This is a genomic window from Pseudomonas sp. R4-35-07 (assembly GCF_003852235.1).
Taxonomy (GTDB): Bacteria; Pseudomonadota; Gammaproteobacteria; order Pseudomonadales; family Pseudomonadaceae; genus Aquipseudomonas.
In genome coordinates this window covers 4,742,359-4,764,909 of sequence record NZ_CP027732.1, presented here as the reverse complement: position 1 = coordinate 4,764,909, position 22,551 = coordinate 4,742,359, and the positions used below count along the sequence as shown (strand labels likewise).

The following is a 22,551-nucleotide window of genomic DNA, read 5'->3' as shown; positions in this document are numbered from 1 at the left end:
TGTATGCCTTGCTGCCTGGCGGTACTGCGGGTGACCGTTTGAAAAAACAATAGGAGCCAATTTACAAAAAATCTATTATTTTTTTATGAATCCATGGTATGTAAGGTTTTCATGTGATTTCTTTAATTTTCGTAAGGCCCATCGTATGAAAAAGCTTACAAAAAGCGCTCAAAAATTGGACCCCATTGATCGCGCCCTTATTTTGGCTCTCTACGAAAACTCTAGGACCTCCATCCGAGCGCTCAGTCGTCAAGTGGGTCTGTCTGCTCCCGGCTGCAGCGAGCGTCTCAAACGTCTGGAGGTCGCGGGGGTCATTTCCGGGTTCAGTGTCGAACTGGATGCGCAGGCTTTAGGATATGCGCTACAGGCACTGGTTCGGGTAAAACCATTGCCGGGAAAGTTTCAAGAGATTGAGGAGTTGATCAAGAACCTTGAGGAGTGTGTCCTCTGTTACAAAATCACGGGTGATGACAGTTTTGTCTGTCATCTTTATGTTGATTCTGTACAGCACCTGGATCAAACCCTCCAGCAGATGACGCGATTAGCCGATACCAATACTTCAATAATAAAAACTGTTGAGCGGAAACTGCCTGCACTCTGAATAACTTCGCAGATGTGCAAAAAAGATATTTTTGATGTGAGTATGTTTCATGGGTTTAAGGTCTTTTAAACTTTTTGTTGCTTTGCTTAGAGATGTTTAAAAAGTCAAATGCTTGTTGTGACGCGCATAAATTGATAATCGTAGTTCCGCGCGCCATCACGTTTACGATCACATGCAAAATGAACTCAGGCGCGTAGCACGGTTGCCCGTGTTCATCCTCGATCCGCCAGATGAAAGTGACTGCGCAGGTTTCCTTGGACGCGGCGAATTCCACAGTGATATGCATCGGTTGCCCAGGCAGTGTTTCTGCGATGAGGGTTTCGTTGTTAAGGCTGCGCAGGTACGTGTCCATCACGACTTCCAATGGCGCGCCCATGGCGGTGCGTCGGGCTATGACATATTCACCGTCAACGCGTACCAGTTTTCGACCCAGCCACGGGCGTGTGCCGAGGTTCTGGATCTCCCATGTTTTCTGAAAAATTTCGCCAGGCAGCACGACGGTCTGGTCGGGCGTGGTGACGTCTGCGTTGAAGACGGCGATGTCGCTTGAATCACGCAGGCCTACAGCCCGGTTGGTGGTCGCCATTGAGTTGGAGTCAACCGGAGCGCCCGCCAAATCGGCGAAGTAACGGAACAGCAGCAGCGGGGAAACCTGCAGCACTTTGGCCAGTTTGATCAATGTGCGTACCGACGGATCTTGTGAGGCGCCGCCTGCCAGCCCATATAGGTAGGTCCGGGAAATGCCGGCCTCCTTGGCCAGGGTTGTCATGGACTTACCCAGTTCCCGGCTGCGCCGTACGACCAGGGCTCGGAGGGTGTCGCGTGTCTTGATACTCATATTCGGTTGTGATCCCCCAGTCCTCGGTGAGGCTGCTCACCTTGTTCACCAAAAAGAACAACCTGCTCGCCACTACGCGTAATGAGCAAGGCACACTTACTCCCAGCTGGCGACGTTGTGAAGGACATGGATAGGTCCCTATTTTTGGTTGGCTATATCCAGTGTCGCGGTTTCTCACATGCTTGCGAACCTAGTGTGTGTTGCATTCCTTTACATCTGCCGGAACAGCCACTGACGAGCTTTTCCCGTCGGGAGTCGAACATTCCATGTTTCCTTACTTCAACGCGCTCTACCTCGAAGGCCTGCTCCTGGGCATCGGTCTGTTCGCAGCCCCAGGCCCGAAAGACACCTTGGTCATCCGCCAAGGTGTCAGCCGTGGTCCCATCTGGGGAGTGGTCGCCGTCTGCGTCGTCTCCGATATGCTGTTGATCGCCGTAGGCATCACAGGTTTGGGTTCGCTATTGGACAGCCGTCCCAATCTGGTAGCGCTCTTGCTACTTTCCGGTGCGGCCTATTTGCTGTGGTTCGGTGGACAGCGCCTGCTGGCTTGCCTGCGTGACCAGTCCATGCCGGATACCCAAGTCGGCCATTCGCAACGAGGGCTGTTGCGTGCGGCGATGGTGCTGGGTTTTGCCAACCCCTACGCGTGGCTCGATACCGTCGTGCTGATCGGCTCGATCGGTGCCGCTAAACCGGCAGGCCAGCAAGCACTCTTTGCGACGGGGGCGATGACCGCGTCGCTACTGTGGTTTGTAGTGTTGGCGCTTGGCTGTCAGCGCTTGACGAGGTTGTTTCGGACGCCGGTGGTGTGGCGCTGGCTGGATGCTGGCGTGGCGGTGTTGATGGTGTATCTCGCCGGAATGCTGATCACCGATTCACTGGATGTCTTTCAGGTAGTCCTTGAGGGTGGTTAGCGGTGCGACCAGTGCGTCGAGCTGGTCCGTATTGTGTACGGCGGTTGCCAGTCGTTGCAGTTCGCGCCCCATTACCGTATCGGTTCCACCCAGTGCAGTCAGCGCCTGCCTGATGCACTCATCGATTTTGAGCTGAATCGTCTCTACATCCCCCTGGCGCACCAACAACCCAAACACCTCGCGGTCATACGCTTGCATCACCGGATCATCCCGCAAAACCGGACTGCCGCCGTCTGTCTCGTGCACCAGCTTCAGTGCAAAGAGCGCAACCGCTTCCAGCGTCAATTCCATGGTCTCTGTTCCTGGGGCTTTAGGGGAGGGCGATGATCACTGTTCTGCGCGTGAAAAAAAAGACCCCTTGTTGTGAAGCGTTTGGCAGTTGTTAGAGGCTTATGGGATACGTGGTGTAAGTGTTGCCCATATTGCTCGCCAGCTTTTGATGAGGTATTACAGCGGTCAATTATTTGAAGGGAGGCAAACAATGCGTTGTTTAATTGGCTTTATGGTCTTGTTGTCATCAGCGGCCGCCCTCGGCACAGAAGCGCAGCTGAAGCAGTGGGAAAAGATGGATCGCTGCTCAAATGCCGCCTTTATCGCGGTATCTATCGTTGAAGAGAGTGCCGACACCTACAAACAGGCGCTCGCACTGCATGGTGCCATTGGCGGGCTCAAGAACAATACAAAACTGGGGGAGGCGACCCCGAGTGAAAGCGAAGTCACGGGTGCCCACAGAATGGCACTTCGGGTCTCTGCCGGGATGCCACGGCCCCTCGCCAAACGTGATCATGATTGGCTGATCGCCCAGGCCGCAACATCGTGCACATTGTGGGTGCCTGACGCCAAGCCTGAATGAGGGCGCTGGGTTCATAGCTTCAGCGACTATTTTCCAGCCGTCTAATTTTTAAGAAAGAACCACCAGGGCTTTATGGCGTGATGTAAGCCTGCCGCACTTTGCCGGCGAGCCAAGATAACGTTATCGCCGGAATTGAGAGAACAGCCGCATACAGGATACCGACGCCCAGCAACGGGGAAGCACCAGAAATAACCAGCACCACGGGGATTTGAGCAAGCATTACGACGGCGCCTGCGTACCACTGGGCGCTTTTTAACACGGCTCCAAGAATCGCTGACAGAGCAAGCGCGGCGGGATAGATGATCGTCCAATAACTAACCAGGTCCCAAGGCTCTTTAGTTCCTGTGATTGCTGAAACAACAGTCCAAAAAAACAGGGACACAACGCAGGTAGCTGTGAATGCCATGATTTCCTATGTTACTTCGTCGAAAGACCGGTGGACCCCAATCGGAAACCCGAAAAGGGAACGGATCATTTTTTCTGGAAACCCCGTCCTCTTTTAATGTCCGGTTTAACTGAGTGCAGGCAATCAAAACCTTAATGGAAAAGCGGGTCAACCATGAAAACAACACGGGCGGCAATTCTTCTGGTACTCACCGCCGTCGCAGGCCTGAACGGTTGCTATGACTACCGCAGTGGCAAACATTGGAACGTCACTGATGACCGCGATTGGAAACCGGTGTCCCACGTGGCGTGGGTCAATCAGTCCTGTAACCCACCCGTCACGATCTCAACGGTAAGTGCCGGGGAAAGCTACGCTCATTCTCTGTTCCTTATTCCGCTAGGGTTTGGGGGAGGGACTGGTAACCCGCCAACCACCTCTTTTATTGTCACGGGAGAAGGTTTGACCGGCCACTGTGACAACACAGCGTTGGTCGTCTCGGTGAATGGGCGCGAGCGAAATGACACGACCATTTCGGCCTGTTCAAAAACTCAAGACTGCTGCGAAATATCCGTCCCTGTCAGCCGCGGTGACATGGAGTCGGTGCAAGTCGCGATCAATAAAACCGGTGCGTCTTGCAGCTATGCCCCACTGTTGCTCAATAGCTGGCGGCATGTTTGCCTGCGGGAGACCCGATTTGGTGGATCGAGCGGATGTGACTACTGAATAGCCCGAAAAGGGGACAGTGTGATCGTTCCCTCGCTCCGCGTGGGAATGCATCCCGTGACGCTCCGCGTCACCATTGCGCAAGTGCCGGATTTTGCGCTGAAAGCAGGACGCGGAGCGTCCGGGGTGGCATTCCCACGCAGAGCGTGGGAACGATCATGCGTCATTGCCTTTGGTGTGGGAGTCAGGAGGGAGTGTTACCCAGGGGCCTGCAATAAATATGTAGCATTCTGAATGCTGAAGCCCCAGCGTAACAGCTCGTTCGCTTGCTCAGGCGGAGCAGCAACCATGGGCACACTAGCGCCGTGTAACTTCCCTAAAAATGGTTGCGTTCATACTTGCTGATATCGTTCCAGTAAAGGTTTTTGGTGTGAGTGCTTCAATGTATTAAGCCGAGCTTTCAACGCTTCGCCATCTGGATGGCGGCAAGCGAGCAGACGCCCTACCCGCCCCATCGCTCGATGGTACATTGGTTCAAGAACGTTCCAATCACGTACTGACTCGCTCGCGATCTCCAATTCCCTGACTGCTGACCGTATGCGCTTACGCTCCAACTTGGTCAACCCGGGAGCGCTGTTATAGACGCTTAATCCGGTTACGGTGAGCGGTTTAAAGGTTTGGTCATCTTCCTTGATTCCCTGCCCTCGAACCCGCATATGAAGCTTAGCCCGCTTCTGATGGCACCCTTTAGAGGCCAGCATGCCTGTGACAGTCGAAACAATAAACGAAAGCTCGTCCGACGATGGCTTCCGACCAGATGAGATGGTTATGTCGTCAGCGAATCGAGAGTATTGGAAGCCATCGTCGAGGAGGCTCCTAACTATTTTCGGCTCAACATCCCAAAATATCAGATTCGCGATGTAGCCACTCGTGCTCGCCCCTTGAGGAGTGCTTCCCTCGCGAGTGCATATGGATGACAGCAGAGCGGATACGGGTACACCAAACCCAAACAGCCCGCGAAACAGGGCCTCGACCTGATCCACCGATATGGAGGGGTAAAAGTTTTTAATATCCTGAAGAATGACGTATTTCGCGCCTGCATGGGGTGCGGCATTACTAAGAATACTTCTGGGGGTCTTGATATCTCTTATGCCGCCGTGCAAGTACCTAGGGAAGATTGCTCTTGAGAGAATTCGATCCACGAGCTTTCGCTGTACCCGTTTTAGGGGCTCATGTGCATCATAGGTATCCCGTTTCTTCCCTTTTTTCTCTTGAGGAACGTGGCGGTACATCCGATCAGCGCGAGCTGCAAGGCGCTCTAGCAGACGTTCGCTCTCACCCAACGCCAAAGCTAGCGCCTGGATGCTGTGGATAGGCTTGAGAGGGTACGTTGGAGCATCCATATTCCGATCCCTAAAACGAAGAAAGGCCGATACTCAGATCGGCCTTTCAGAATTCGAATGATGTGATTTGTTGCGTCATGAGGACACAGCCTCAAGGACTTTGCCTACAGCTTCGCAGGCTCCATCCCAGTACTCCAGCTTACGTTCCCAAATTTCCAAAAGTGCTTGGCGAATCAGAAGTCCTTCCACCGCTTGGCGGATTCCTTTCAACCGACTGCCTTTTCCTTCGTTGCTATGAGGACGTTCACTATCAACTGTAACGCGGGTGTCTTGGATATTGTGCTTTTTCAGAATAGTCCGAGAACGGACTGGTTTCATCTTACGCATGGTTGTAGCTCCTTCGCCGGCGAAATTGCCGCCGCCAAAGCATTCCGGGCCGAATGGAACTTCCAAGACACCACTACAAACCACAGTTCTGCTTATTGATATTGATTTATCAATATCGATAAGCCGTCGCCGCCGCCAAATCCGTCACCGTAGAATTCATCCGTCAACATATGTCAATTGCGTAAACCGACAGCTTTACGTTAACGAGGAGCGATTAGTCAGCGCATAGAGCCAACGCTAACGCAGAACACCTCGATGACGCGCGGCCCAAGCACAGGACACACATAGGACGACCTAAGGGACTGAGTCGTTGCGGAGAGGTAGCTTTGAAGAACACCAAAGCCGGTTAGTTTCCCAACCACCAACTGCAAGCCCAGAGAATATTCACCATGTTTAAAGAGCACCTGGACGGTACGTCCAGCAACCTGTTTATACCTCTACCGCCAGACCATTGCAAAGGAAACTAGCGTTTTGCCACTAGCGAGTCGGATAAGCATGTAACAAACAGTGCCCATGCGGGCACTGCATAGCCTGAGGTAGCCGCGGAAACGAGAAGCGTCGCCCTCATCCGCGATAAGCAGAAATAAATCCCAAACGTAACTGTGGCGGAATAGCTCAGCAGGGAGTTCTTCAACTCCCCATTGACTTGAGGAGCCTCGAAGTCACGGATCTGGCGAACGCACTTTCCGTCGGGTAATCGGAGTCAGATCATAATTTGCTGGCCCATCGAAATTTCTCGCCACAGATCCCGACTTCCAGCCCCAACCACTCCTGCGCTACCTTTCCTCCGTCGCTTCCAACCCAGCGACCGGACTTGAGAATCCGAGAAACAATAGGCGCATAGACGCCACCATCCATTAGACTGTTGGCGCTTTTTTGTGCCCGCATGTCTGTGTAATGGCGGCTATGCGTGGGAGATCTTCGGGTCTGCCGGGTTCCTATTGTCCCGGTTTCTCAACCCGCGCATAGCTGCCACCCATTCGCATGAGAAACGAACGTGGCAGCTCACTACACTAGGAGCTTAAGCAATGAGCGTTTCTGATAGGTCGTACCCTCGCAGTACCGCAATCGACACCTTCGCTCAGATCGGAGGTGCCCAATGATCAACCCACCCCTCAACAAAACTCTCGGCGTCATCACCTTTTCCACCTGTGGCAAACAGCCCAACCTCCACCGTCTATTCCGCGTCAATTCCGGCGTGCCCATCCGCGATGCCTTGGAGCATGCCTCCGAGCTTCTGCACTGTTCAAAAATGCTGGCATTGGATGCGGCGATGGATACAGGCGCGGATCGTTTTGCCTGGGCCGCGCATTATTTGGGTGAGATGGCTAAGGCGGTGGTGGATGATTTGGCGAATGGTATGTTGCCGAATGGGGTGACGGAGGAGGGGGATTCGGTTGGGGCGTAGGCAGGTGGTTTGAGGGTGTTGGGGCTGACGCAATCGCAGGCAAGCCAGCTCCCACATTTGGACTGTGTTTCAGGCTCGGAGTGGGCGGTGAGCGATGAATCAGCCGACCACCCACTTTTCTACAGACGAAAAAAAAGACCTTGAATTTCAAGGTCTTTTTTTAAGATGGTGCCCCGAGGGAGACTCGAACTCCCACTCCTTTCGAAAACGGATTTTGAATCCGCCGCGTCTACCAATTCCGCCATCAGGGCTCAATGGCGGCGAAGTATAGAGATGAGATTACCGTTGGTCAATCACGTTTCATGGTCAATTGTGACTATTTCCGCTAGACTTCCCGGCCCTGCTAGACGAACCCCATCATGCGCGTTGCTGACTTTACTTTTGAGCTCCCTGATTCGCTGATCGCTCGCCACCCGTTGGCCGAGCGTCGCGCCAGTCGACTGCTGACCCTGGACGGGCCTAGCGGTGCCCTCGCACACCGTCAATTCACTGATTTGCTTGAGCATTTGCGCCCGGGCGATTTGATGGTGTTCAACAATACCCGGGTGATTCCGGCGCGGCTGTTTGGCCAGAAAGCCTCCGGCGGCAAGCTGGAAATTCTGGTGGAGCGGGTGCTGGACAGCCATCGCGTGCTGGCCCATGTGCGCTCCAGCAAGTCGCCGAAACCGGGGTCGAGTATCTTGATCGATGGCGGTGGCGAGGCCGAGATGGTTGCGCGCCATGATGCGCTGTTTGAGCTGCGGTTTGCCGAAGAGGTGTTGCCGCTGCTGGAACGCGTCGGCCATATGCCGTTGCCTCCTTATATAGACCGCCCCGACGAAGACTCGGACCGCGAGCGCTATCAGACGGTGTACTCCCAGCGCCTCGGTGCGGTGGCGGCGCCGACGGCCGGGTTGCATTTCGACCAGCCGCTGCTGGATGCCATCGCCGCCAAGGGCGTTGAAAGCGCCTATGTGACCCTGCACGTGGGGGCCGGGACGTTTCAGCCGGTGCGTGTGGAGAACATCGAAGACCACCACATGCATAGCGAATGGCTGGAAGTCAGCCAGGACGTTGTGGATGCGGTCAATGCGTGCAAGGCGCGCGGTGGCCGTGTGGTGGCGGTGGGCACCACTAGCGTGCGCTCGCTGGAGAGCGCGGCGCGTGATGGCGTGCTCAAGCCGTTCAGCGGCGACACCGATATCTTCATTTATCCAGGCCGGCCGTTCCATGTGGTCGATTGCCTGGTGACCAACTTCCATTTGCCGGAATCCACGCTGTTGATGCTGGTGTCGGCATTTGCCGGTTACCCGGAAACCATGGCTGCTTATCAAGCGGCCATCGCCAACGAGTACCGCTTTTTCAGCTACGGTGATGCGATGTTTATCACCCGCAACCCGGCGCCGCGCGGCCCTGAGGACAACTTATGAGTCGTATGTCGTTTGAATTATTGGCCACCGACGGTAAAGCTCGTCGTGGTCGCCTGACTTTCCCGCGCGGCACCGTGGAGACCCCGGCGTTCATGCCGGTCGGCACCTATGGCACCGTCAAGGGCATGCTGCCGCGTGACATCGTCGCCACCGGCGCCGAGATCATCCTCGGCAACACCTTTCACCTGTGGCTGCGCCCGGGCACGGAAGTGATCAAGAAGCATGGCGACCTGCATGACTTCATGAAGTGGCAGGGCCCGATCCTTACCGACTCCGGTGGTTTCCAGGTGTTCAGCCTGGGCGCCATGCGCAAGATCAAGGAGGAGGGCGTGACCTTCGCCTCGCCGGTAGACGGTTCCAAGGTGTTCATGGGCCCGGAAGAATCGATGCAGGTGCAGCGCGACCTGGGTTCGGACATCGTGATGATTTTCGACGAGTGCACGCCGTACCCGGCTGACGAAGACGTCGCGCGTATTTCCATGGAGCTGTCGTTGCGTTGGGCCCAGCGTTCGAAGAATGCCCATGGCGATAACACCGCGGCGTTGTTCGGTATCGTCCAGGGCGGCATGCACGAAAGCCTGCGCAAGCGCTCGCTGGAAGGACTCGACAAGATCGGCTTTGACGGCCTGGCCATCGGCGGTTTGTCGGTGGGCGAGCCCAAGCACGAAATGATCAAGGTGCTGGATTACCTGCCGGGCCTGATGCCGTCTGACAAACCTCGTTACCTTATGGGCGTTGGCAAACCGGAAGATCTCGTAGAGGGTGTGCGCCGCGGTGTGGACATGTTCGATTGCGTGATGCCAACCCGTAATGCCCGCAATGGGCATCTGTTCATCGATACAGGCGTGCTGAAGATCCGTAACGCGTTCCATCGCCATGATGATTCGCCGCTGGATCCCACCTGTGACTGCTACACCTGCCAGAACTTCTCCCGTGCTTATCTGCACCATCTGGACAAGTGCGGGGAAATGCTGGGTAGCATGTTGAATACCATCCACAATTTGCGTCATTACCAAGTCCTGATGGCTGGTTTGCGCGAGGCTATTCAACAGGGTACATTGGCCGCCTTCGTCGATGCCTTCTATGCCAGGCGCGGGCTCCCTGTGCCGCCCTTGGACTGAGTTTCCCGACCCTAAGATTCACTATTTGCAACTGGAGTGCTAAATGAGCTTTTTTATCTCTAACGCCATGGCTGACGTCGCTGCGCCTGCCGCTGCCGGCCCGATGGGCGGTGGTTTCGAGTGGATTTTCCTGGTCGGCTTCCTGGTCATCTTCTACCTGATGATCTGGCGTCCACAGGCCAAGCGCGCCAAAGAGCAGAAAAACCTGCTGGGCAGCCTGCAGAAAGGCGACGAAGTCGTGACCACTGGCGGTATCGCCGGCAAGATCACCAAGGTTTCCGATGCTTTCGTGGTACTGGAAGTATCCGACACCGTGGAAATGAAGTTCCAGAAGGGCGCCATCGCCGCCACGCTGCCTAAAGGCACGCTCAAAGCGATCTAAGTAACAACCTTTACCAATCGACGGGGCGCGCAAGGCGCCCCGCGTTATAAGCGGGCGGCGTGATGCTGAACAAATACCCTCTGTGGAAATACGTACTGATCCTGGCGGTGCTGGCGGTCGGTTTTATTTATTCCGCTCCCAATCTCTATCCTGATGACCCGGCGATCCAGATCTCTGGCGCCAGCACTTCGCTGCAGGTCAACCAGGCTGATCTGGAACGCGCGAGCAAAGCGCTCAACGACGCGGGCATCCAGGTTAAAGCGGCAACATTGGCGGCTGGTGCGAAGGGCGGCTTGTTGCGCCTGACCAAGCAAGAAGACCAATTGCCGGCCAAGGACGTCGTGCGCAAGGCCATGGGTGATGACTATGTTGTCGCACTCAACCTGGCACAGACCACGCCACAATGGTTGCGCAGCATTGGCGCGCACCCGATGAAGCTGGGTCTGGACTTGTCCGGCGGTGTGCACTTCCTGCTGGAAGTTGACATGGACAAAGCCCTCGACGCACGCCTGAAAGTCTATGAAGGCGACGTGAAGAGCCTGCTGCGCAAAGAGAAGCTGCGTTATCGCAGCCTGCCGCAGCTCAATGGCGCCATTCAGTTGGGCTTTGCTGACGAAGCATCCCGCGAACAGGCCCGTGCGCTGATCCGCAAGAACTTCAACGATTTCGACATCGTGCCAGCCGACTTGAATGGTCAGGCTGTGCTGCGTCTGGCGATGAGCCCGGCCAAGATCGCGGAAATCCGCGAATACTCCATCAAGCAGAACTTGACCACGGTGCGTAACCGCGTCAACGAGCTGGGTGTGGCCGAGCCGATCGTGCAGCGCCAGGGCGCCAACCGCATCGTGGTTGAATTGCCGGGCGTGCAGGACACCGCAGAAGCCAAGCGTATTCTGGGTAAAACTGCCAACCTGGAGTTCCGCCTCGCGGCTGAGCCGGGTGCTTCCCGTGCGACTTCCGAAGAGTTTGAGTTCCGTGAAGGCAACCGTCCTCCAGCGCTGATCGAGCGTGGCTTGATCATCACCGGTGACCAGGTCACTGACGCCAAGGCTGGTTTCGACTCACAGCACGGCACCCCTGAAGTGAACATCCGCCTGGATGGTCACGGCGGCGAACTGATGAGCCGCGCCACGCGCAGCAACGTCGGTCGCAGCATGGCGGTGATCTTCATCGAGCAGCGCCCGATCACCACCTACACCAAGCAGATGGTCAACGGCGTCGAGAAAGACGTGCCGGTGCAGACCTTCAAGGAAGAGAAGAAGATCATCAGCCTGGCGACCATCCAGTCGCCGCTGGGTGCGCAATTCCGCATCACTGGCCTGAACGGCCAGGGCGAGTCCTCCGAACTGGCGCTGCTGCTGCGTGCCGGTGGCCTGGCCGCGCCGATGTACTTCGCTGAAGAGCGCACCATCGGCCCGAGCCTGGGTGCCGATAACATCACCAAGGGTGTCGATGCGGCGCTGTGGGGCATGCTGTTCGTGTCCTTGTTCATCATCGCCATCTATCGCTTTTTCGGCATCATCGCCACCGTGGCCCTGGCGGGCAACATGGTGATGCTGCTGGCGCTGATGTCGCTGCTGGGCGCTACGCTGACCCTGCCGGGTATCGCCGGTATCGTGCTGACCATGGGGATGGCGGTCGACGCCAACGTGCTGATCTTCTCGCGGATCCGTGAAGAGATCGCGGCGGGCATGACCGTACAGCGTGCAATCAACGAAGGCTTCGGCCGGGCATTCACCGCGATTCTCGACTCCAACCTGACCACTTTGCTGGTCGGCGGGATTCTCTTTGCCATGGGCACCGGCCCGGTCAAAGGTTTTGCGGTGACCATGTCCCTCGGTATCTTTACCTCGATGTTCACGGCCATCATGGTGACCCGCGCAATGGTCAACCTGATCTTTGGCGGACGTGACTTCAAGAAGTTGTGGATTTAAGGGGCTGCCATGTTACGTACAATCAACTTCATGGGCGTTCGCAACATTGCGTTCGGCGTCACCGTGCTCCTTACCGTTCTGGCGCTGTTCAGCTGGTTCCATAAGGGCCTCAACTATGGTCTGGACTTCACCGGCGGTACGCTCATCGAGCTGACCTACGAGAAGCCGGCCGACGTCACCCTGGTGCGCAACGAGCTGGTCAAGGCCGGCTATCACGAGGCGGTGGTGCAGAGCTTCGGCGCTACTACCGACCTGCTGGTGCGCATGCCTGGCGAAGACCCGCAACTGGGTCACCAGGTAGCCGAGGCCTTGCAGAAGGTCGGTGGCGACAACCCGGCGTCGGTCAAGCGCGTCGAGTTCGTCGGCCCGCAAGTGGGTGAAGAACTGCGCGACCAGGGCGGCCTCGGCATGCTGATGGCGCTGGTCGGCATCATGATCTACCTGGCGTTCCGCTTTCAGTGGAAGTTCGGTGTCGGCGCCATTGTGTCGCTGATCCACGACGTGATCGTGACCGTGGGTATCCTGGCCTACTTCCAGATCACCTTCGACCTGACGGTGCTGGCGGCGGTGCTGGCGATCATTGGTTACTCGCTCAACGACACCATCGTGGTATTCGACCGGGTTCGTGAGAACTTTCGCGTACTGCGCAAGGCAACGTTGATCGAGAACATCAACATCTCCACCACCCAGACGCTGCTGCGGACCATGGCCACGTCGATCTCCACCTTGCTGGCGATCGCAGCACTGATGATCTTCGGTGGCGACAACCTGTGGGGCTTCTCCCTGGCACTGTTCATTGGTGTTTTGGCCGGTACCTACTCGTCGATCTACATCGCCAACGTGGTGCTGATCTGGCTGAACCTGAACAGCGAAGACCTGATCCCTCCGGCCAGCACTGGCAAGGAGGTCGACGACCGTCCTTGATGGGCGTTTGTTGATCAGCGGTTACAAGAAAGGCGCGAGATTGAACTCGCGCCTTTTTTTTGGCTCCAAGGCTGGGTATAGCGCGGATCTTTCGATCCGTTTGTGATGGTCAGGAGGTTCAACGTGAACAAGTCGTTGCTGGTTGGTGCGGTATTGGGTGCTGTCGGTGTGACTGCCGGGGGTGCTGTTGCCACCTACAGCCTGGTAAAAAGCGGCCCTGAGTATGCGCAAGTGCTGGCGGTGCAGCCGGTAAAAACCCAGATTAAAACCCCGCGTGAGGTCTGCAAGGACGTCACAGTGACCCGGCAGCGTCCGGTGCAGGATCAGCATCAAATCGCCGGTACCGTGGTCGGCGCCCTTGCCGGTGGCCTGTTGGGTAACCAGATCGGCGGCGGTAACGGCAAGAAGCTCGCTACCGTAGCGGGTGCGGTCGGTGGTGGTTATGCCGGTAACAAGGTTCAGGAAGGCATGCAGAACCGCGATACCTACACGACGACCCAGACGCGTTGTAACACCGTGAATGACATCAGTGACAAGGTGGTTGGCTACGACGTGCGTTACAACCTGGATGGCAAGGAAGGTACGGTGCGTATGGAGCGTGATCCGGGTGGTCAGATTCCAGTGGACAAGGAAGGGCGTCTGATCCTCGGTCAGAATCAGCAGTAATCTGAGTCTGGCGCAGGTTCAAAAACCTGTGCAATTCAAAAATGTGGGAGGGGGCTTGCCCCCGATAGTGGTGGGTCAGTCAGCTAATCATTTGCTGACACACTGCAATCGGGGGCAAGCCCCCTCCCACATTTGATCTGTATTGCTGCTGATAGATGGACCTGGCTCAAATCCCAGGCATAAAAAAAGCACCCCGTGGGGTGCTTTTTTGTGCTCGCTCGCTTAGCGCTTCAGCGAAGCCGGCAGGTGCGGCTGGATCGCCGTCAGCACTGCCTTGAAGCATTTGGTGTTACCGGCAACCACATGGCCTTTCTCAAGGAAGTCATGACCGCCGGTGAAGTCGCTCACCAAACCGCCCGCTTCCTGGATCAACAGGGCGCCCGCCGCCATGTCCCACTCCGACAGGCCAGACTCCCAGAATGCATCAAAACGACCAGCGGCAACGTAAGCCAGGTCCAGGCTCGCTGCGCCAGCGCGACGGATGCCTGCGGTCTGGCCAACCAGGGCGCGGAACATGCCCAGGTAGTTTTCCAGGTTGTCCATTTGATCGTCACGGAACGGGAAGCCAGTACCCAGCAAGGCGCCATCCAGGCTGGTGCGCCCGCTCACGCGCAGGCGACGGCCATTCAACTGGGCGCCACGGCCACGGCTGGCGGTGAATTCTTCCTGGCGGACCGGGTCCAGCACAACAGCGTGTTCCAGGCGGCCACGGTATTTGCACGCGATGCTCACGGCAAAGTGCGGGATGCCGCGCAGGAAGTTGGTGGTGCCATCCAGTGGGTCGATGATCCACAGGTAGTCTTCGCCTTCGCCGCTGCCTTTGTGCAGGCCGGTTTCTTCGCCGAGGATGCCGTGGGTAGGGTAGGCCTTGCGCAGGGCGTCGATGATTTTCTGTTCGGCGGCGCGATCCACCTCGGATACATAATCCTTGGCGTCTTTTTCGTCGACCTTGATGGTATCCAGGCGCTCGATAGAGCGGAAGATCAATTCACTGGCGCTGCGGGCGGCGCGCAGCGCGATATTCAGCATGGGCTGCATGGATGTGTCACCTAAGGTTGTTAAAGAAAGCCGGGCATTCTAGCAGAAACTTTCTGCAGGTGAAGGACGACGTTAGCTTTCATGGCATAACCTTGGGCGGTTCTGTAAGATTTGCTCCCCTTTCCCGTGTCCGAGAGCGCCTCCCTTGCTGCAAAACATTCGTGTCGTCCTGGTCAATACCAGTCATCCCGGCAACATCGGCGGGGTGGCGCGAGCCATGAAAAACATGGGGCTGACGCGCCTGGTGCTGGTCGAGCCACGTGTGTTTCCGCACCACGAGGCCGATGCCCGCGCATCCGGTGCCAATGACATCCTGGAAAACGCCCAGGTTGTCGCCACCCTGGAAGATGCCCTGGTCGGCTGCAACCTGGTGCTCGGCACCAGCGCCCGTGACCGTCGCATTCCCTGGCCGCTGCTGGACCCGCGTGAGTGCGGCACCAAAGTGGTGGAAGAGGCGGCGGGCGGTGCAGAAATCGCGTTGGTATTTGGTCGTGAAGACTCCGGTCTGACCAATGAAGAGCTGCAGCGATGTCATTACCACGTGCACATTCCATCAGACCCTGAGTTCAGTTCGCTGAACCTCGGCGCGGCGGTGCAGGTGCTGACTTATGAGGTGCGCATGGCCTGGCTGGCGGCTGCCGGTCAGCCAAGCAAGAAGGAAAAGGACGAGGTTGCATCGACCAAAAGTGGCGAGCTCGCCACCATGGACGAGCTGGAACGCTTCTATGAGCACCTGGAGCAAACCCTGGTGGCCATCGAGTTCCTCGATCCTGAAAAACCACGGCACTTGATGGCGCGCCTGCGTCGCCTTTACGGGCGTAGCTCGGTCAGCCGGGCGGAAATGAATATATTGCGTGGCATCCTCACGGAAACCCAGAAAGCGGCCCGTGGCGAGCTCCTTAAGCGGAAGGATTAAAAATGTTCGAGCGTTTGCGAGAAGATATCCAGAGTGTTTTCCACCGTGACCCGGCGGCGCGCAACGCCTTTGAAGTGCTGACCTGCTACCCGGGCATGCACGCGATCTGGATTCATCGCCTGTCCGGCGCCTTGTGGGGCATGGGCTGGAAATGGCTGGCGCGATTGGTGTCGAACTTCGGGCGCTGGTTGACCGGGATCGAGATTCATCCGGGCGCCAAGGTCGGTCGTCGTTTCTTTATCGACCATGGCATGGGCATCGTGATTGGCGAGACGGCTGAAATTGGCGATGACGTGACCCTCTATCAGGGTGTCACCCTGGGCGGAACCACCTGGAATAAAGGCAAGCGCCACCCCACGCTGGGCGACGGTGTGGTGGTGGGGGCGGGCGCCAAGGTGCTCGGCCCGTTCACCGTCGGTGCCGGTGCCAAGGTGGGCTCCAATGCGGTGGTGACCAAGGCAGTGCCGCCCGGTGCCACGGTGGTGGGCATTCCTGGACGGATCATCGTCAAGCCGGAAGTGGGCGACGAGCAGGAGGCCAAGCGTAAGGCCATGGCCGAAAAAATCGGCTTCGATGCCTACGGCGTGAGCGAAGACATGCCCGACCCGGTGGCGCGTGCCATCGGCCAGTTGCTTGACCACCTGCAAGCGGTGGATGGCAAGCTGGACGGGATGTGCGGCGCGCTGAAGGAATTGGGCAGCAGCTACTGCGCAAAAGACCTGCCTGAGCTGCGCGAAGAAGACTTCGCCGAGATCAAGAGCGAAACCGCTACCAAGGCCAGCTGAGGTCTAAGACCCGCCGCAATAACCCTGTGGGAGGGGGCTTGCTCCCGATAGCAGAGTGTCAGCCACCAGAGTTTTGGCTAATCCACCGCTATCGGGAGCAAGCCCCCTCCCACATTTGATCCTCATTGGTCTGGGAATTTCTGCCAAACCCTGTTCCCGCTGTTCCTCCCCACCCCATCCTGCTATGATTCGCGCGCCCTTTTTACGGGTAATCCTGACTAAAGTACTAGGTCTTATAGTTGACTTAAATACTCGGGAATCGCATACTTGCTCCCATTCTGAAACACCTTGGTACTTGTCCATGAGACTGACTACAAAAGGCCGATACGCGGTGACTGCCATGCTCGACCTGGCTTTGCACGCGCAAACTGGGCCGGTGTCCCTGGCCGATATCTCCGAGCGCCAAGGCATTTCCCTGTCCTACCTCGAGCAGCTGTTCGCCAAATTGCGCCGTAGCAACTTGGTTTCCAGCGTGCGGGGGCCAGGTGGTGGCTATCAGTTGTCCCGCGACATGCAGGGCATTCAGGTGGCCCAGGTGATCGACGCGGTCAACGAATCCGTCGATGCCACCAAATGCCAGGGCCTGGGTGACTGCCACGCCGGCGACACTTGCCTCACACACCACTTGTGGTGTGACTTGAGCCTGCAGATCCATGAGTTTTTGAGTGGTATCAGCTTGGCTGATCTTGTGACTCGCCGTGAGGTGCAAGAAGTAGCCCAGCGTCAGGACCAGCGCCGTTGCAACACCAAGGCGCCGCGTCTGGACAAGATCGAAGCGTCCGCCGTCGAGTGACAGCCGCAGAGCTAACGGCACGCCAGCCAGCCTGATTTAGGAGAAAGTCCATGAAATTGCCGATTTACCTTGATTACTCAGCGACCACCCCGGTTGATCCGCGTGTCGCGCAAAAAATGAGCGAATGCCTGCTGGTTGACGGAAACTTCGGCAACCCGGCCTCCCGTTCCCACGTATTCGGCTGGAAAGCCGAGGAAGCGGTCGAGAGCGCTCGTCGCCAGGTCGCCGACCTGGTTGGCGCAGACCCGCGCGAAATCGTCTGGACCTCCGGTGCCACCGAGTCCGACAACCTGGCAATCAAGGGCGCGGCGCATTTCTATGCGACCAAGGGCAAGCACCTGATCACCACCAAGATTGAGCACAAGGCTGTCCTCGACACCATGCGCCAACTGGAGCGTGAAGGTTTTGAGGTCACCTACCTCGAGCCGACCACCGACGGTATCGTCACCCCGGCCATGATCGAAGCCGCGCTGCGTGAAGACACCATCCTGGTTTCGGTGATTCACGTGAACAACGAAATCGGCACCATCAACGACATCGAAGCGATTGGCGAACTGACCCGCTCCAAGGGCATTCTGCTGCACGTCGACGCCGCTCAGTCCACCGGCAAGGTCGACATCGACCTGTCCAAGCTGAAAGTCGACCTGATGTCGTTCTCGGCCCACAAAACCTACGGCCCTAAAGGCATCGGCGCGCTGTACGTGAGCCGTAAGCCACGGGTGCGTATCGAAGCGACCATGCATGGCGGTGGTCACGAGCGCGGCATGCGTTCCGGCACCCTGGCGACCCACCAGATCGTTGGCATGGGCGAAGCCTTCCGCGTCGCCAAGGAAGACATGGCGGCCGAAAACGTGCGCATCAAGGCCCTGAGCGATCGCTTCTACAAGCAGGTCGAGAACCTTGAAGAGCTGTACATCAACGGCAGCATGACTGCCCGCGTACCGCATAACTTGAATTTGAGCTTCAACTACGTCGAAGGCGAGTCGCTGATCATGGCGCTCAAGGATCTGGCGGTATCGTCCGGTTCGGCCTGCACCTCGGCGTCCCTTGAGCCTTCGTATGTATTGCGCGCCCTGGGCCGCAACGACGAACTGGCACACAGCTCGATCCGCTTTACCTTCGGCCGCTTCACCACTGAAGAGCAAGTCGACTATGCCGCGCAGAAAGTCTGCGAAGCCGTCAACAAGCTGCGCGTTCTGTCGCCGCTGTGGGACATGTACAAAGACGGTGTCGACATTTCCAAGATCGAGTGGGCGGCACACTAAATATAGAAGCCGCCACCCAAGCTCTGTAGGAACGTGGCGGAAAACGCAGGCGTGTCTACAGGGTTCCAGAGCGGCCCTGATGAGTGAGGATTCAGTACCATGGCTTACAGCGAAAAGGTCATCGACCACTACGAAAACCCGCGCAACGTCGGCAAGATGAACGCGGAAGATCCTGATGTCGGCACTGGCATGGTTGGCGCTCCGGCGTGCGGCGATGTGATGCGCCTGCAGATCAAGGTCAACGACGCTGGCGTTATCGAAGACGCCAAGTTCAAGACCTACGGCTGCGGTTCGGCCATCGCCTCCAGCTCCCTGGCGACCGAATGGATGAAAGGCAAGACCCTGGATGAGGCTGTCACCATCAGCAACACCCAGCTGGCCGAAGAACTGGCCCTGCCACCGGTGAAAATTCACTGCTCGGTACTCGCCGAAGACGCCATCAAGGCGGCCGTTCGCGACTACAAGCAGAAGAAAGGCTTGATCTAAGTATTTGGCGACGAGTAAGGAGTCAACGATGGCTATCAGCATGACAGAAGCGGCTGCGCAGCACATTCGCCGCTCCCTGAATGGGCGCGGTAAAGGTGAGGGGATTCGTCTGGGTGTTCGCACCACGGGCTGTTCCGGCCTTGCCTACGTGCTGGAGTTTGTCGACGAGGTGGTTGAAGAGGATCAGGTGTTCGAAAGTCACGGCGAGAAAGTGATCATCGACCCAAAGAGCCTGACCTACCTGGACGGCACCGAGCTCGATTTCGTCAAGGAAGGGTTGAACGAAGGCTTCAAGTTCAACAACCCCAACGTACGCGGTGAATGTGGCTGCGGCGAAAGCTTCAACATCTGAGGCTTCTTGTGGGTACTCCTTGTCATTTCGCTTTATTCGAGTTGCAACCGAGCTTTCGGCTGGACCTCGAGCAGCTTGCCACGCGCTATCGAGAATTGGCGCGTGGCGTGCATCCGGACCGTTTCGCTGACGCTTCCGAGCGTGAGCAACGCCTGGCGCTGGAGCAATCGGCCAGCCTCAACGAAGCCTATCAGACGCTGAAAAGCCCCCCCAAGCGCGCGCGTTATTTGCTTGCGATGAAGGGCGGTGAGTTGCCGATGGAAGTCACCGTGCATGACCCGGACTTCCTGATGCAACAGATGCAGTGGCGCGAAGAACTTGAAGAGTTGCAGGACGAAGCCGATGTGGCTGGCGTCGTGGTCTTCAAGCGGCGTCTGAAAACCGCCCAGGATGAGCTCAACGAAAGCTTTGCAGCCTGTTGGGATGATGCGGCGCAACGCGAGCAGGCCGAGCGCCTGATGCGGCGCATGCAGTTTCTCGACAAGCTCACCTACGAAGTGCGCCAGCTAGAAGAGCGCCTCGACGATTAACCCAGTGCTGCCCGTGATGCACGCCTGATAGACAGATAAGACCTGATTACCATGGCTCTACTGCAAATCGCCGAACCCGGCCAAAGCCCTCAACCGCACCAGCGTCGCCTGGCGGTCGGGATTGACCTGGGCACCACCAATTCCCTGGTCGCTGCCTTGCGCAGCGGCCTGTCCGAGCCACTGCCCGATGCCGATGGCCAGGTGATCCTGCCATCCGCCGTGCGTTATCACGCCGACCGCATCGAAGTGGGCGAGTCGGCCAAGCTGGCAGCGTCTACCGACCCCTTGAACACCGTGCTGTCGGTCAAGCGCTTGATGGGCCGTGGGTTGTCCGACGTCAAGCAATTGGGCGACCAGCTGCCGTACCGCTTTGTCGGCGGCGAATCCCATATGCCGTTCATCGACACCGTCCAAGGCCCGAAAAGCCCGGTGGAAGTGTCAGCCGATATCCTCAAGGTGCTGCGCCAACGTGCGGAAACCACCTTGGGCGGCGAACTGGTCGGTGCGGTGATCACCGTTCCGGCGTATTTCGATGACGCGCAGCGCCAAGCCACCAAGGACGCGGCGAAACTCGCCGGTCTGAACGTGCTGCGCCTACTCAACGAGCCGACTGCGGCTGCTGTGGCTTACGGCCTGGATCAGCATGCTGAAGGCCTGGTCGCGATTTACGACCTGGGCGGCGGCACCTTTGATATTTCAATCCTGCGCCTGACCGGCGGCGTCTTTGAAGTGCTGGCCACCGGCGGCGACAGCGCCCTCGGCGGTGACGACTTTGATCACGCCATCGCGAGCTGGATTATCAGCAGTGCGGGCTTGTCTGCCGACCTGGACCCAGGTGCACAGCGCAGCCTGCTGCAAACCGCCTGCGCCGCCAAGGAAGCGCTGACGGATGCTGCAACTGTTGAAGTTTCCTACGGCACCTGGTCGGCCCAACTGACGCGCGAAGCCTTCGATGCGTTGATCGAGCCCATGGTCGCCCGCAGTCTGAAAGCCTGCCGCCGCGCGGTGCGAGACTCCGGTATCGAACTGGAAGACGTCGGTGCCGTGGTCATGGTGGGCGGCTCCACCCGTGTTCCGCGTGTGCGTGAAGCCGTCGCCCAAGCCTTTGGCCGCCAGCCGTTGACTGAAATCGACCCGGACCAAGTCGTCGCAATTGGTGCTGCGATCCAGGCCGATACCCTGGCCGGCAACAAGCGCGATGGTGGCGAATTGCTGCTGCTTGATGTGATTCCGTTGTCCCTGGGCCTGGAAACCATGGGCGGCCTGATGGAAAAGGTGATTCCACGCAACACCACCATTCCCGTCGCCCGCGCCCAGGACTTCACCACCTACAAAGATGGCCAGACGGCCATGATGATCCATGTGCTGCAAGGCGAGCGCGAGCTGATCAGCGACTGCCGCTCCCTGGCGCGCTTTGAATTGCGCGGTATCCCGGCCATGGTGGCGGGCGCGGCGAAGATTCGCGTGACTTACCAAGTGGACGCCGACGGCCTGCTCAGCGTGGCTGCGCGCGAGTTGGCCTCAGGCGTTGAAGCCAGCATCCAGGTCAAGCCGTCCTACGGGCTGACTGACGGCGAAATCGCCAAGATGCTCAAGGACTCGTTCCAATATGCCAGCGACGACAAGGTCGCCCGTGTGTTGCGTGAGCAGCAAGTCGACGCCCAGCGCCTGCTCGAAGCGGTGCAGGGCGCCCTTGAGGCTGACGGCGAGCGCCTGTTGGATAGCGAGGAGCGCATGGTCATCGACCTGCAGATGCAGGAGCTGGCCGAACTCATGAAAGGCACCGATGGTTACGCCATCGAGCAGCAGACCAAGCGTCTGTCGCAAGTGACCGATGCCTTTGCCGCCCGTCGTATGGACCAGTCGGTAAAAGCCGCCCTGGCGGGCCGCAACCTGAATGAACTTGAGGATTAACTGATGCCGCAGATCATTTTTCTGCCACACGCCGAGCATTGCCCGGACGGTATGGTCGTGGAGGCTGAGACCGGCAAGTCCATCCTTGAAGTCGCCCACGACAACCACATCGAGATCGAGAGCGCCTGCGGCGGTGTGTGTGCCTGCACCACCTGCCACTGCATCATCCGTGAAGGCTTCAATAGCCTGGAAGAGGCCGATGAGCTGGAAGAAGACTTTCTTGACCGCGCCTGGGGCCTGGAAGCGACTTCTCGCCTAAGCTGTCAGGCCAAGGTCGGCACTGAAGACATTACGGTCGAAATCCCGAAATATTCGCTCAACCATGCGGCCGAAGCGCCGCATTGATTCAAGGAAATGTCATGAGCCTGAAATGGGTTGATGTACAAGAAATCGCTATACAACTTGCTGAAGCTCATCCTGAGGTCAATCCTCTGACAGTGAACTTCGTCAAGCTGCGCAACCTCGTGATGGCGCTGCCGGAATTCGATGACATCCCGGACCGGGGTGGCGAAAAGGTTCTGGAGGCGATTCAACGTCTGTGGATCGAAGAAGCAGACGACTGAGCCGCCTTTTTACGCAGTTAGGCAATACCCAATAACCCGCGTATAATTCGCGGGTTTAATTTTTCGTAAATTATCGTTTCT

General features: G+C 57.6%; 27 protein-coding genes and 1 tRNA gene. 21 read left to right on the top strand and 7 right to left on the bottom strand.

The annotated features are described in order from the left end of the window. Positions 1-145 precede the first annotated feature (145 nt). Positions 146-601, top strand: coding sequence for an Lrp/AsnC family transcriptional regulator (locus C4J89_RS21755; RefSeq protein ID WP_124364312.1), 456 nt, complete (start codon positions 146-148; stop codon positions 599-601). A gap of 55 nt (positions 602-656) precedes the next feature. On the opposite strand, the gene C4J89_RS21750 is transcribed toward C4J89_RS21755, so the two are convergent. Then, complete coding sequence (locus tag C4J89_RS21750; protein ID WP_124415552.1) at positions 657-1,439, bottom strand: NBR1-Ig-like domain-containing protein; 783 nt, start codon at positions 1,437-1,439, stop codon at positions 657-659. 266 nt (positions 1,440-1,705) lie between these two features. Between C4J89_RS21750 and C4J89_RS21745 the strand changes: the two genes are divergently transcribed. Beyond that, the gene (locus C4J89_RS21745; protein WP_124415551.1) at positions 1,706-2,353 is read left to right on the top strand and encodes a LysE/ArgO family amino acid transporter; all 648 of its coding nucleotides are present in this window, start codon (positions 1,706-1,708) and stop codon (positions 2,351-2,353) included. On the opposite strand, the gene C4J89_RS21740 is transcribed toward C4J89_RS21745, so the two are convergent. After that, positions 2,315-2,644 (bottom strand): hypothetical protein, encoded by a 330-nt coding sequence (locus C4J89_RS21740; protein ID WP_124415550.1) that lies wholly within the window; start codon positions 2,642-2,644, stop codon positions 2,315-2,317. The two genes, C4J89_RS21745 and C4J89_RS21740, sit on opposite strands and share 39 nt — an antisense overlap. A gap of 190 nt (positions 2,645-2,834) precedes the next feature. Between C4J89_RS21740 and C4J89_RS21735 the strand changes: the two genes are divergently transcribed. Beyond that, positions 2,835-3,206: a hypothetical protein gene (locus tag C4J89_RS21735; RefSeq protein ID WP_256681756.1), complete on the top strand. Its 372-nt coding sequence runs from the start codon at positions 2,835-2,837 to the stop codon at positions 3,204-3,206. 70 nt (positions 3,207-3,276) lie between these two features. Here C4J89_RS21735 and C4J89_RS21730 read toward each other — a convergent pair whose 3' ends face one another. Further along, entirely contained in the window at positions 3,277-3,612 is a 336-nt protein-coding gene (locus C4J89_RS21730; RefSeq protein WP_124415549.1) for a hypothetical protein, read from the bottom strand. Positions 3,613-3,765: 153 nt separating this feature from the next. On the opposite strand from C4J89_RS21730, the gene C4J89_RS21725 reads away from it, so the two are divergent. Beyond that, positions 3,766-4,314, top strand: a complete 549-nt coding sequence (locus C4J89_RS21725; protein ID WP_124415548.1) for a hypothetical protein — start codon at positions 3,766-3,768, stop codon at positions 4,312-4,314. A gap of 332 nt (positions 4,315-4,646) precedes the next feature. Here the strand turns inward: C4J89_RS21725 and C4J89_RS21720 are convergent, their stop codons facing one another. Then, positions 4,647-5,657, bottom strand: coding sequence for a reverse transcriptase family protein (locus C4J89_RS21720; RefSeq protein ID WP_124415547.1), 1,011 nt, complete (start codon positions 5,655-5,657; stop codon positions 4,647-4,649). Between the two features lie 75 nt (positions 5,658-5,732). Continuing rightward, complete coding sequence (locus C4J89_RS21715) at positions 5,733-5,984, bottom strand: hypothetical protein (RefSeq protein ID WP_124415546.1); 252 nt, start codon at positions 5,982-5,984, stop codon at positions 5,733-5,735. A gap of 1,099 nt (positions 5,985-7,083) precedes the next feature. On the opposite strand from C4J89_RS21715, the gene C4J89_RS21710 reads away from it, so the two are divergent. Beyond that, positions 7,084-7,392, top strand: coding sequence for a DUF3077 domain-containing protein (locus C4J89_RS21710; RefSeq protein WP_124415545.1), 309 nt, complete (start codon positions 7,084-7,086; stop codon positions 7,390-7,392). 166 nt (positions 7,393-7,558) lie between these two features. On the opposite strand, the gene C4J89_RS21705 is transcribed toward C4J89_RS21710, so the two are convergent. Then, positions 7,559-7,643: transfer RNA gene (locus C4J89_RS21705), tRNA-Leu, on the bottom strand. A 108-nt stretch (positions 7,644-7,751) separates the two neighbouring features. Here C4J89_RS21705 and queA point away from each other — a divergent pair. From queA to C4J89_RS21675, 6 genes are all read left to right on the top strand, one after another. Further along, the gene (gene queA, locus C4J89_RS21700) at positions 7,752-8,801 is read left to right on the top strand and encodes a tRNA preQ1(34) S-adenosylmethionine ribosyltransferase-isomerase QueA (protein WP_124415544.1); all 1,050 of its coding nucleotides are present in this window, start codon (positions 7,752-7,754) and stop codon (positions 8,799-8,801) included. A gap of 5 nt (positions 8,802-8,806) precedes the next feature. Further along, positions 8,807-9,922: a tRNA guanosine(34) transglycosylase Tgt gene (gene tgt / locus C4J89_RS21695; protein WP_164487619.1), complete on the top strand. Its 1,116-nt coding sequence runs from the start codon at positions 8,807-8,809 to the stop codon at positions 9,920-9,922. 43 nt (positions 9,923-9,965) lie between these two features. Further along, on the top strand, positions 9,966-10,304 hold the full coding sequence (gene yajC, locus C4J89_RS21690) for a preprotein translocase subunit YajC (protein WP_124415542.1): 339 nt from the start codon (positions 9,966-9,968) through the stop codon (positions 10,302-10,304). Between the two features lie 62 nt (positions 10,305-10,366). Further along, positions 10,367-12,238: a protein translocase subunit SecD gene (secD, locus tag C4J89_RS21685; protein WP_124364302.1), complete on the top strand. Its 1,872-nt coding sequence runs from the start codon at positions 10,367-10,369 to the stop codon at positions 12,236-12,238. Between the two features lie 9 nt (positions 12,239-12,247). Further along, positions 12,248-13,162 (top strand): protein translocase subunit SecF, encoded by a 915-nt coding sequence (gene secF / locus C4J89_RS21680; protein ID WP_122489141.1) that lies wholly within the window; start codon positions 12,248-12,250, stop codon positions 13,160-13,162. 123 nt (positions 13,163-13,285) lie between these two features. Further along, on the top strand, positions 13,286-13,828 hold the full coding sequence (locus tag C4J89_RS21675) for a glycine zipper 2TM domain-containing protein (RefSeq protein ID WP_005791197.1): 543 nt from the start codon (positions 13,286-13,288) through the stop codon (positions 13,826-13,828). A gap of 222 nt (positions 13,829-14,050) precedes the next feature. Here C4J89_RS21675 and suhB read toward each other — a convergent pair whose 3' ends face one another. Next, a complete protein-coding gene (gene suhB, locus C4J89_RS21670) occupies positions 14,051-14,866 on the bottom strand; it encodes an inositol-phosphate phosphatase (protein WP_003175971.1) in 816 nt (271 codons plus the stop codon). A 145-nt stretch (positions 14,867-15,011) separates the two neighbouring features. On the opposite strand from suhB, the gene trmJ reads away from it, so the two are divergent. From trmJ to iscX, 10 genes are all read left to right on the top strand, one after another. Then, entirely contained in the window at positions 15,012-15,782 is a 771-nt protein-coding gene (gene trmJ / locus C4J89_RS21665) for a tRNA (cytosine(32)/uridine(32)-2'-O)-methyltransferase TrmJ (RefSeq protein ID WP_124415541.1), read from the top strand. A gap of 2 nt (positions 15,783-15,784) precedes the next feature. Beyond that, the gene (gene cysE / locus C4J89_RS21660; RefSeq protein WP_124415540.1) at positions 15,785-16,567 is read left to right on the top strand and encodes a serine O-acetyltransferase; all 783 of its coding nucleotides are present in this window, start codon (positions 15,785-15,787) and stop codon (positions 16,565-16,567) included. Between the two features lie 301 nt (positions 16,568-16,868). Beyond that, on the top strand, positions 16,869-17,360 hold the full coding sequence (gene iscR / locus C4J89_RS21655) for a Fe-S cluster assembly transcriptional regulator IscR (RefSeq protein ID WP_003194020.1): 492 nt from the start codon (positions 16,869-16,871) through the stop codon (positions 17,358-17,360). Between the two features lie 50 nt (positions 17,361-17,410). Beyond that, complete coding sequence (locus tag C4J89_RS21650; RefSeq protein ID WP_124415539.1) at positions 17,411-18,625, top strand: IscS subfamily cysteine desulfurase; 1,215 nt, start codon at positions 17,411-17,413, stop codon at positions 18,623-18,625. 99 nt (positions 18,626-18,724) lie between these two features. Then, positions 18,725-19,111: a Fe-S cluster assembly scaffold IscU gene (iscU, locus tag C4J89_RS21645; RefSeq protein ID WP_003175965.1), complete on the top strand. Its 387-nt coding sequence runs from the start codon at positions 18,725-18,727 to the stop codon at positions 19,109-19,111. Between the two features lie 28 nt (positions 19,112-19,139). Beyond that, entirely contained in the window at positions 19,140-19,463 is a 324-nt protein-coding gene (iscA, locus tag C4J89_RS21640) for an iron-sulfur cluster assembly protein IscA (RefSeq protein ID WP_003209680.1), read from the top strand. 8 nt (positions 19,464-19,471) lie between these two features. Continuing rightward, a complete protein-coding gene (gene hscB / locus C4J89_RS21635) occupies positions 19,472-19,993 on the top strand; it encodes a co-chaperone HscB (RefSeq protein WP_124415538.1) in 522 nt (173 codons plus the stop codon). 51 nt (positions 19,994-20,044) lie between these two features. Continuing rightward, a complete protein-coding gene (gene hscA, locus C4J89_RS21630) occupies positions 20,045-21,907 on the top strand; it encodes a Fe-S protein assembly chaperone HscA (RefSeq protein ID WP_124415537.1) in 1,863 nt (620 codons plus the stop codon). Between the two features lie 3 nt (positions 21,908-21,910). Next, positions 21,911-22,252, top strand: coding sequence for an ISC system 2Fe-2S type ferredoxin (fdx, locus tag C4J89_RS21625; protein WP_057723961.1), 342 nt, complete (start codon positions 21,911-21,913; stop codon positions 22,250-22,252). Between the two features lie 14 nt (positions 22,253-22,266). Continuing rightward, on the top strand, positions 22,267-22,470 hold the full coding sequence (gene iscX, locus C4J89_RS21620) for a Fe-S cluster assembly protein IscX (protein ID WP_124415536.1): 204 nt from the start codon (positions 22,267-22,269) through the stop codon (positions 22,468-22,470). Positions 22,471-22,551 lie beyond the last annotated feature (81 nt).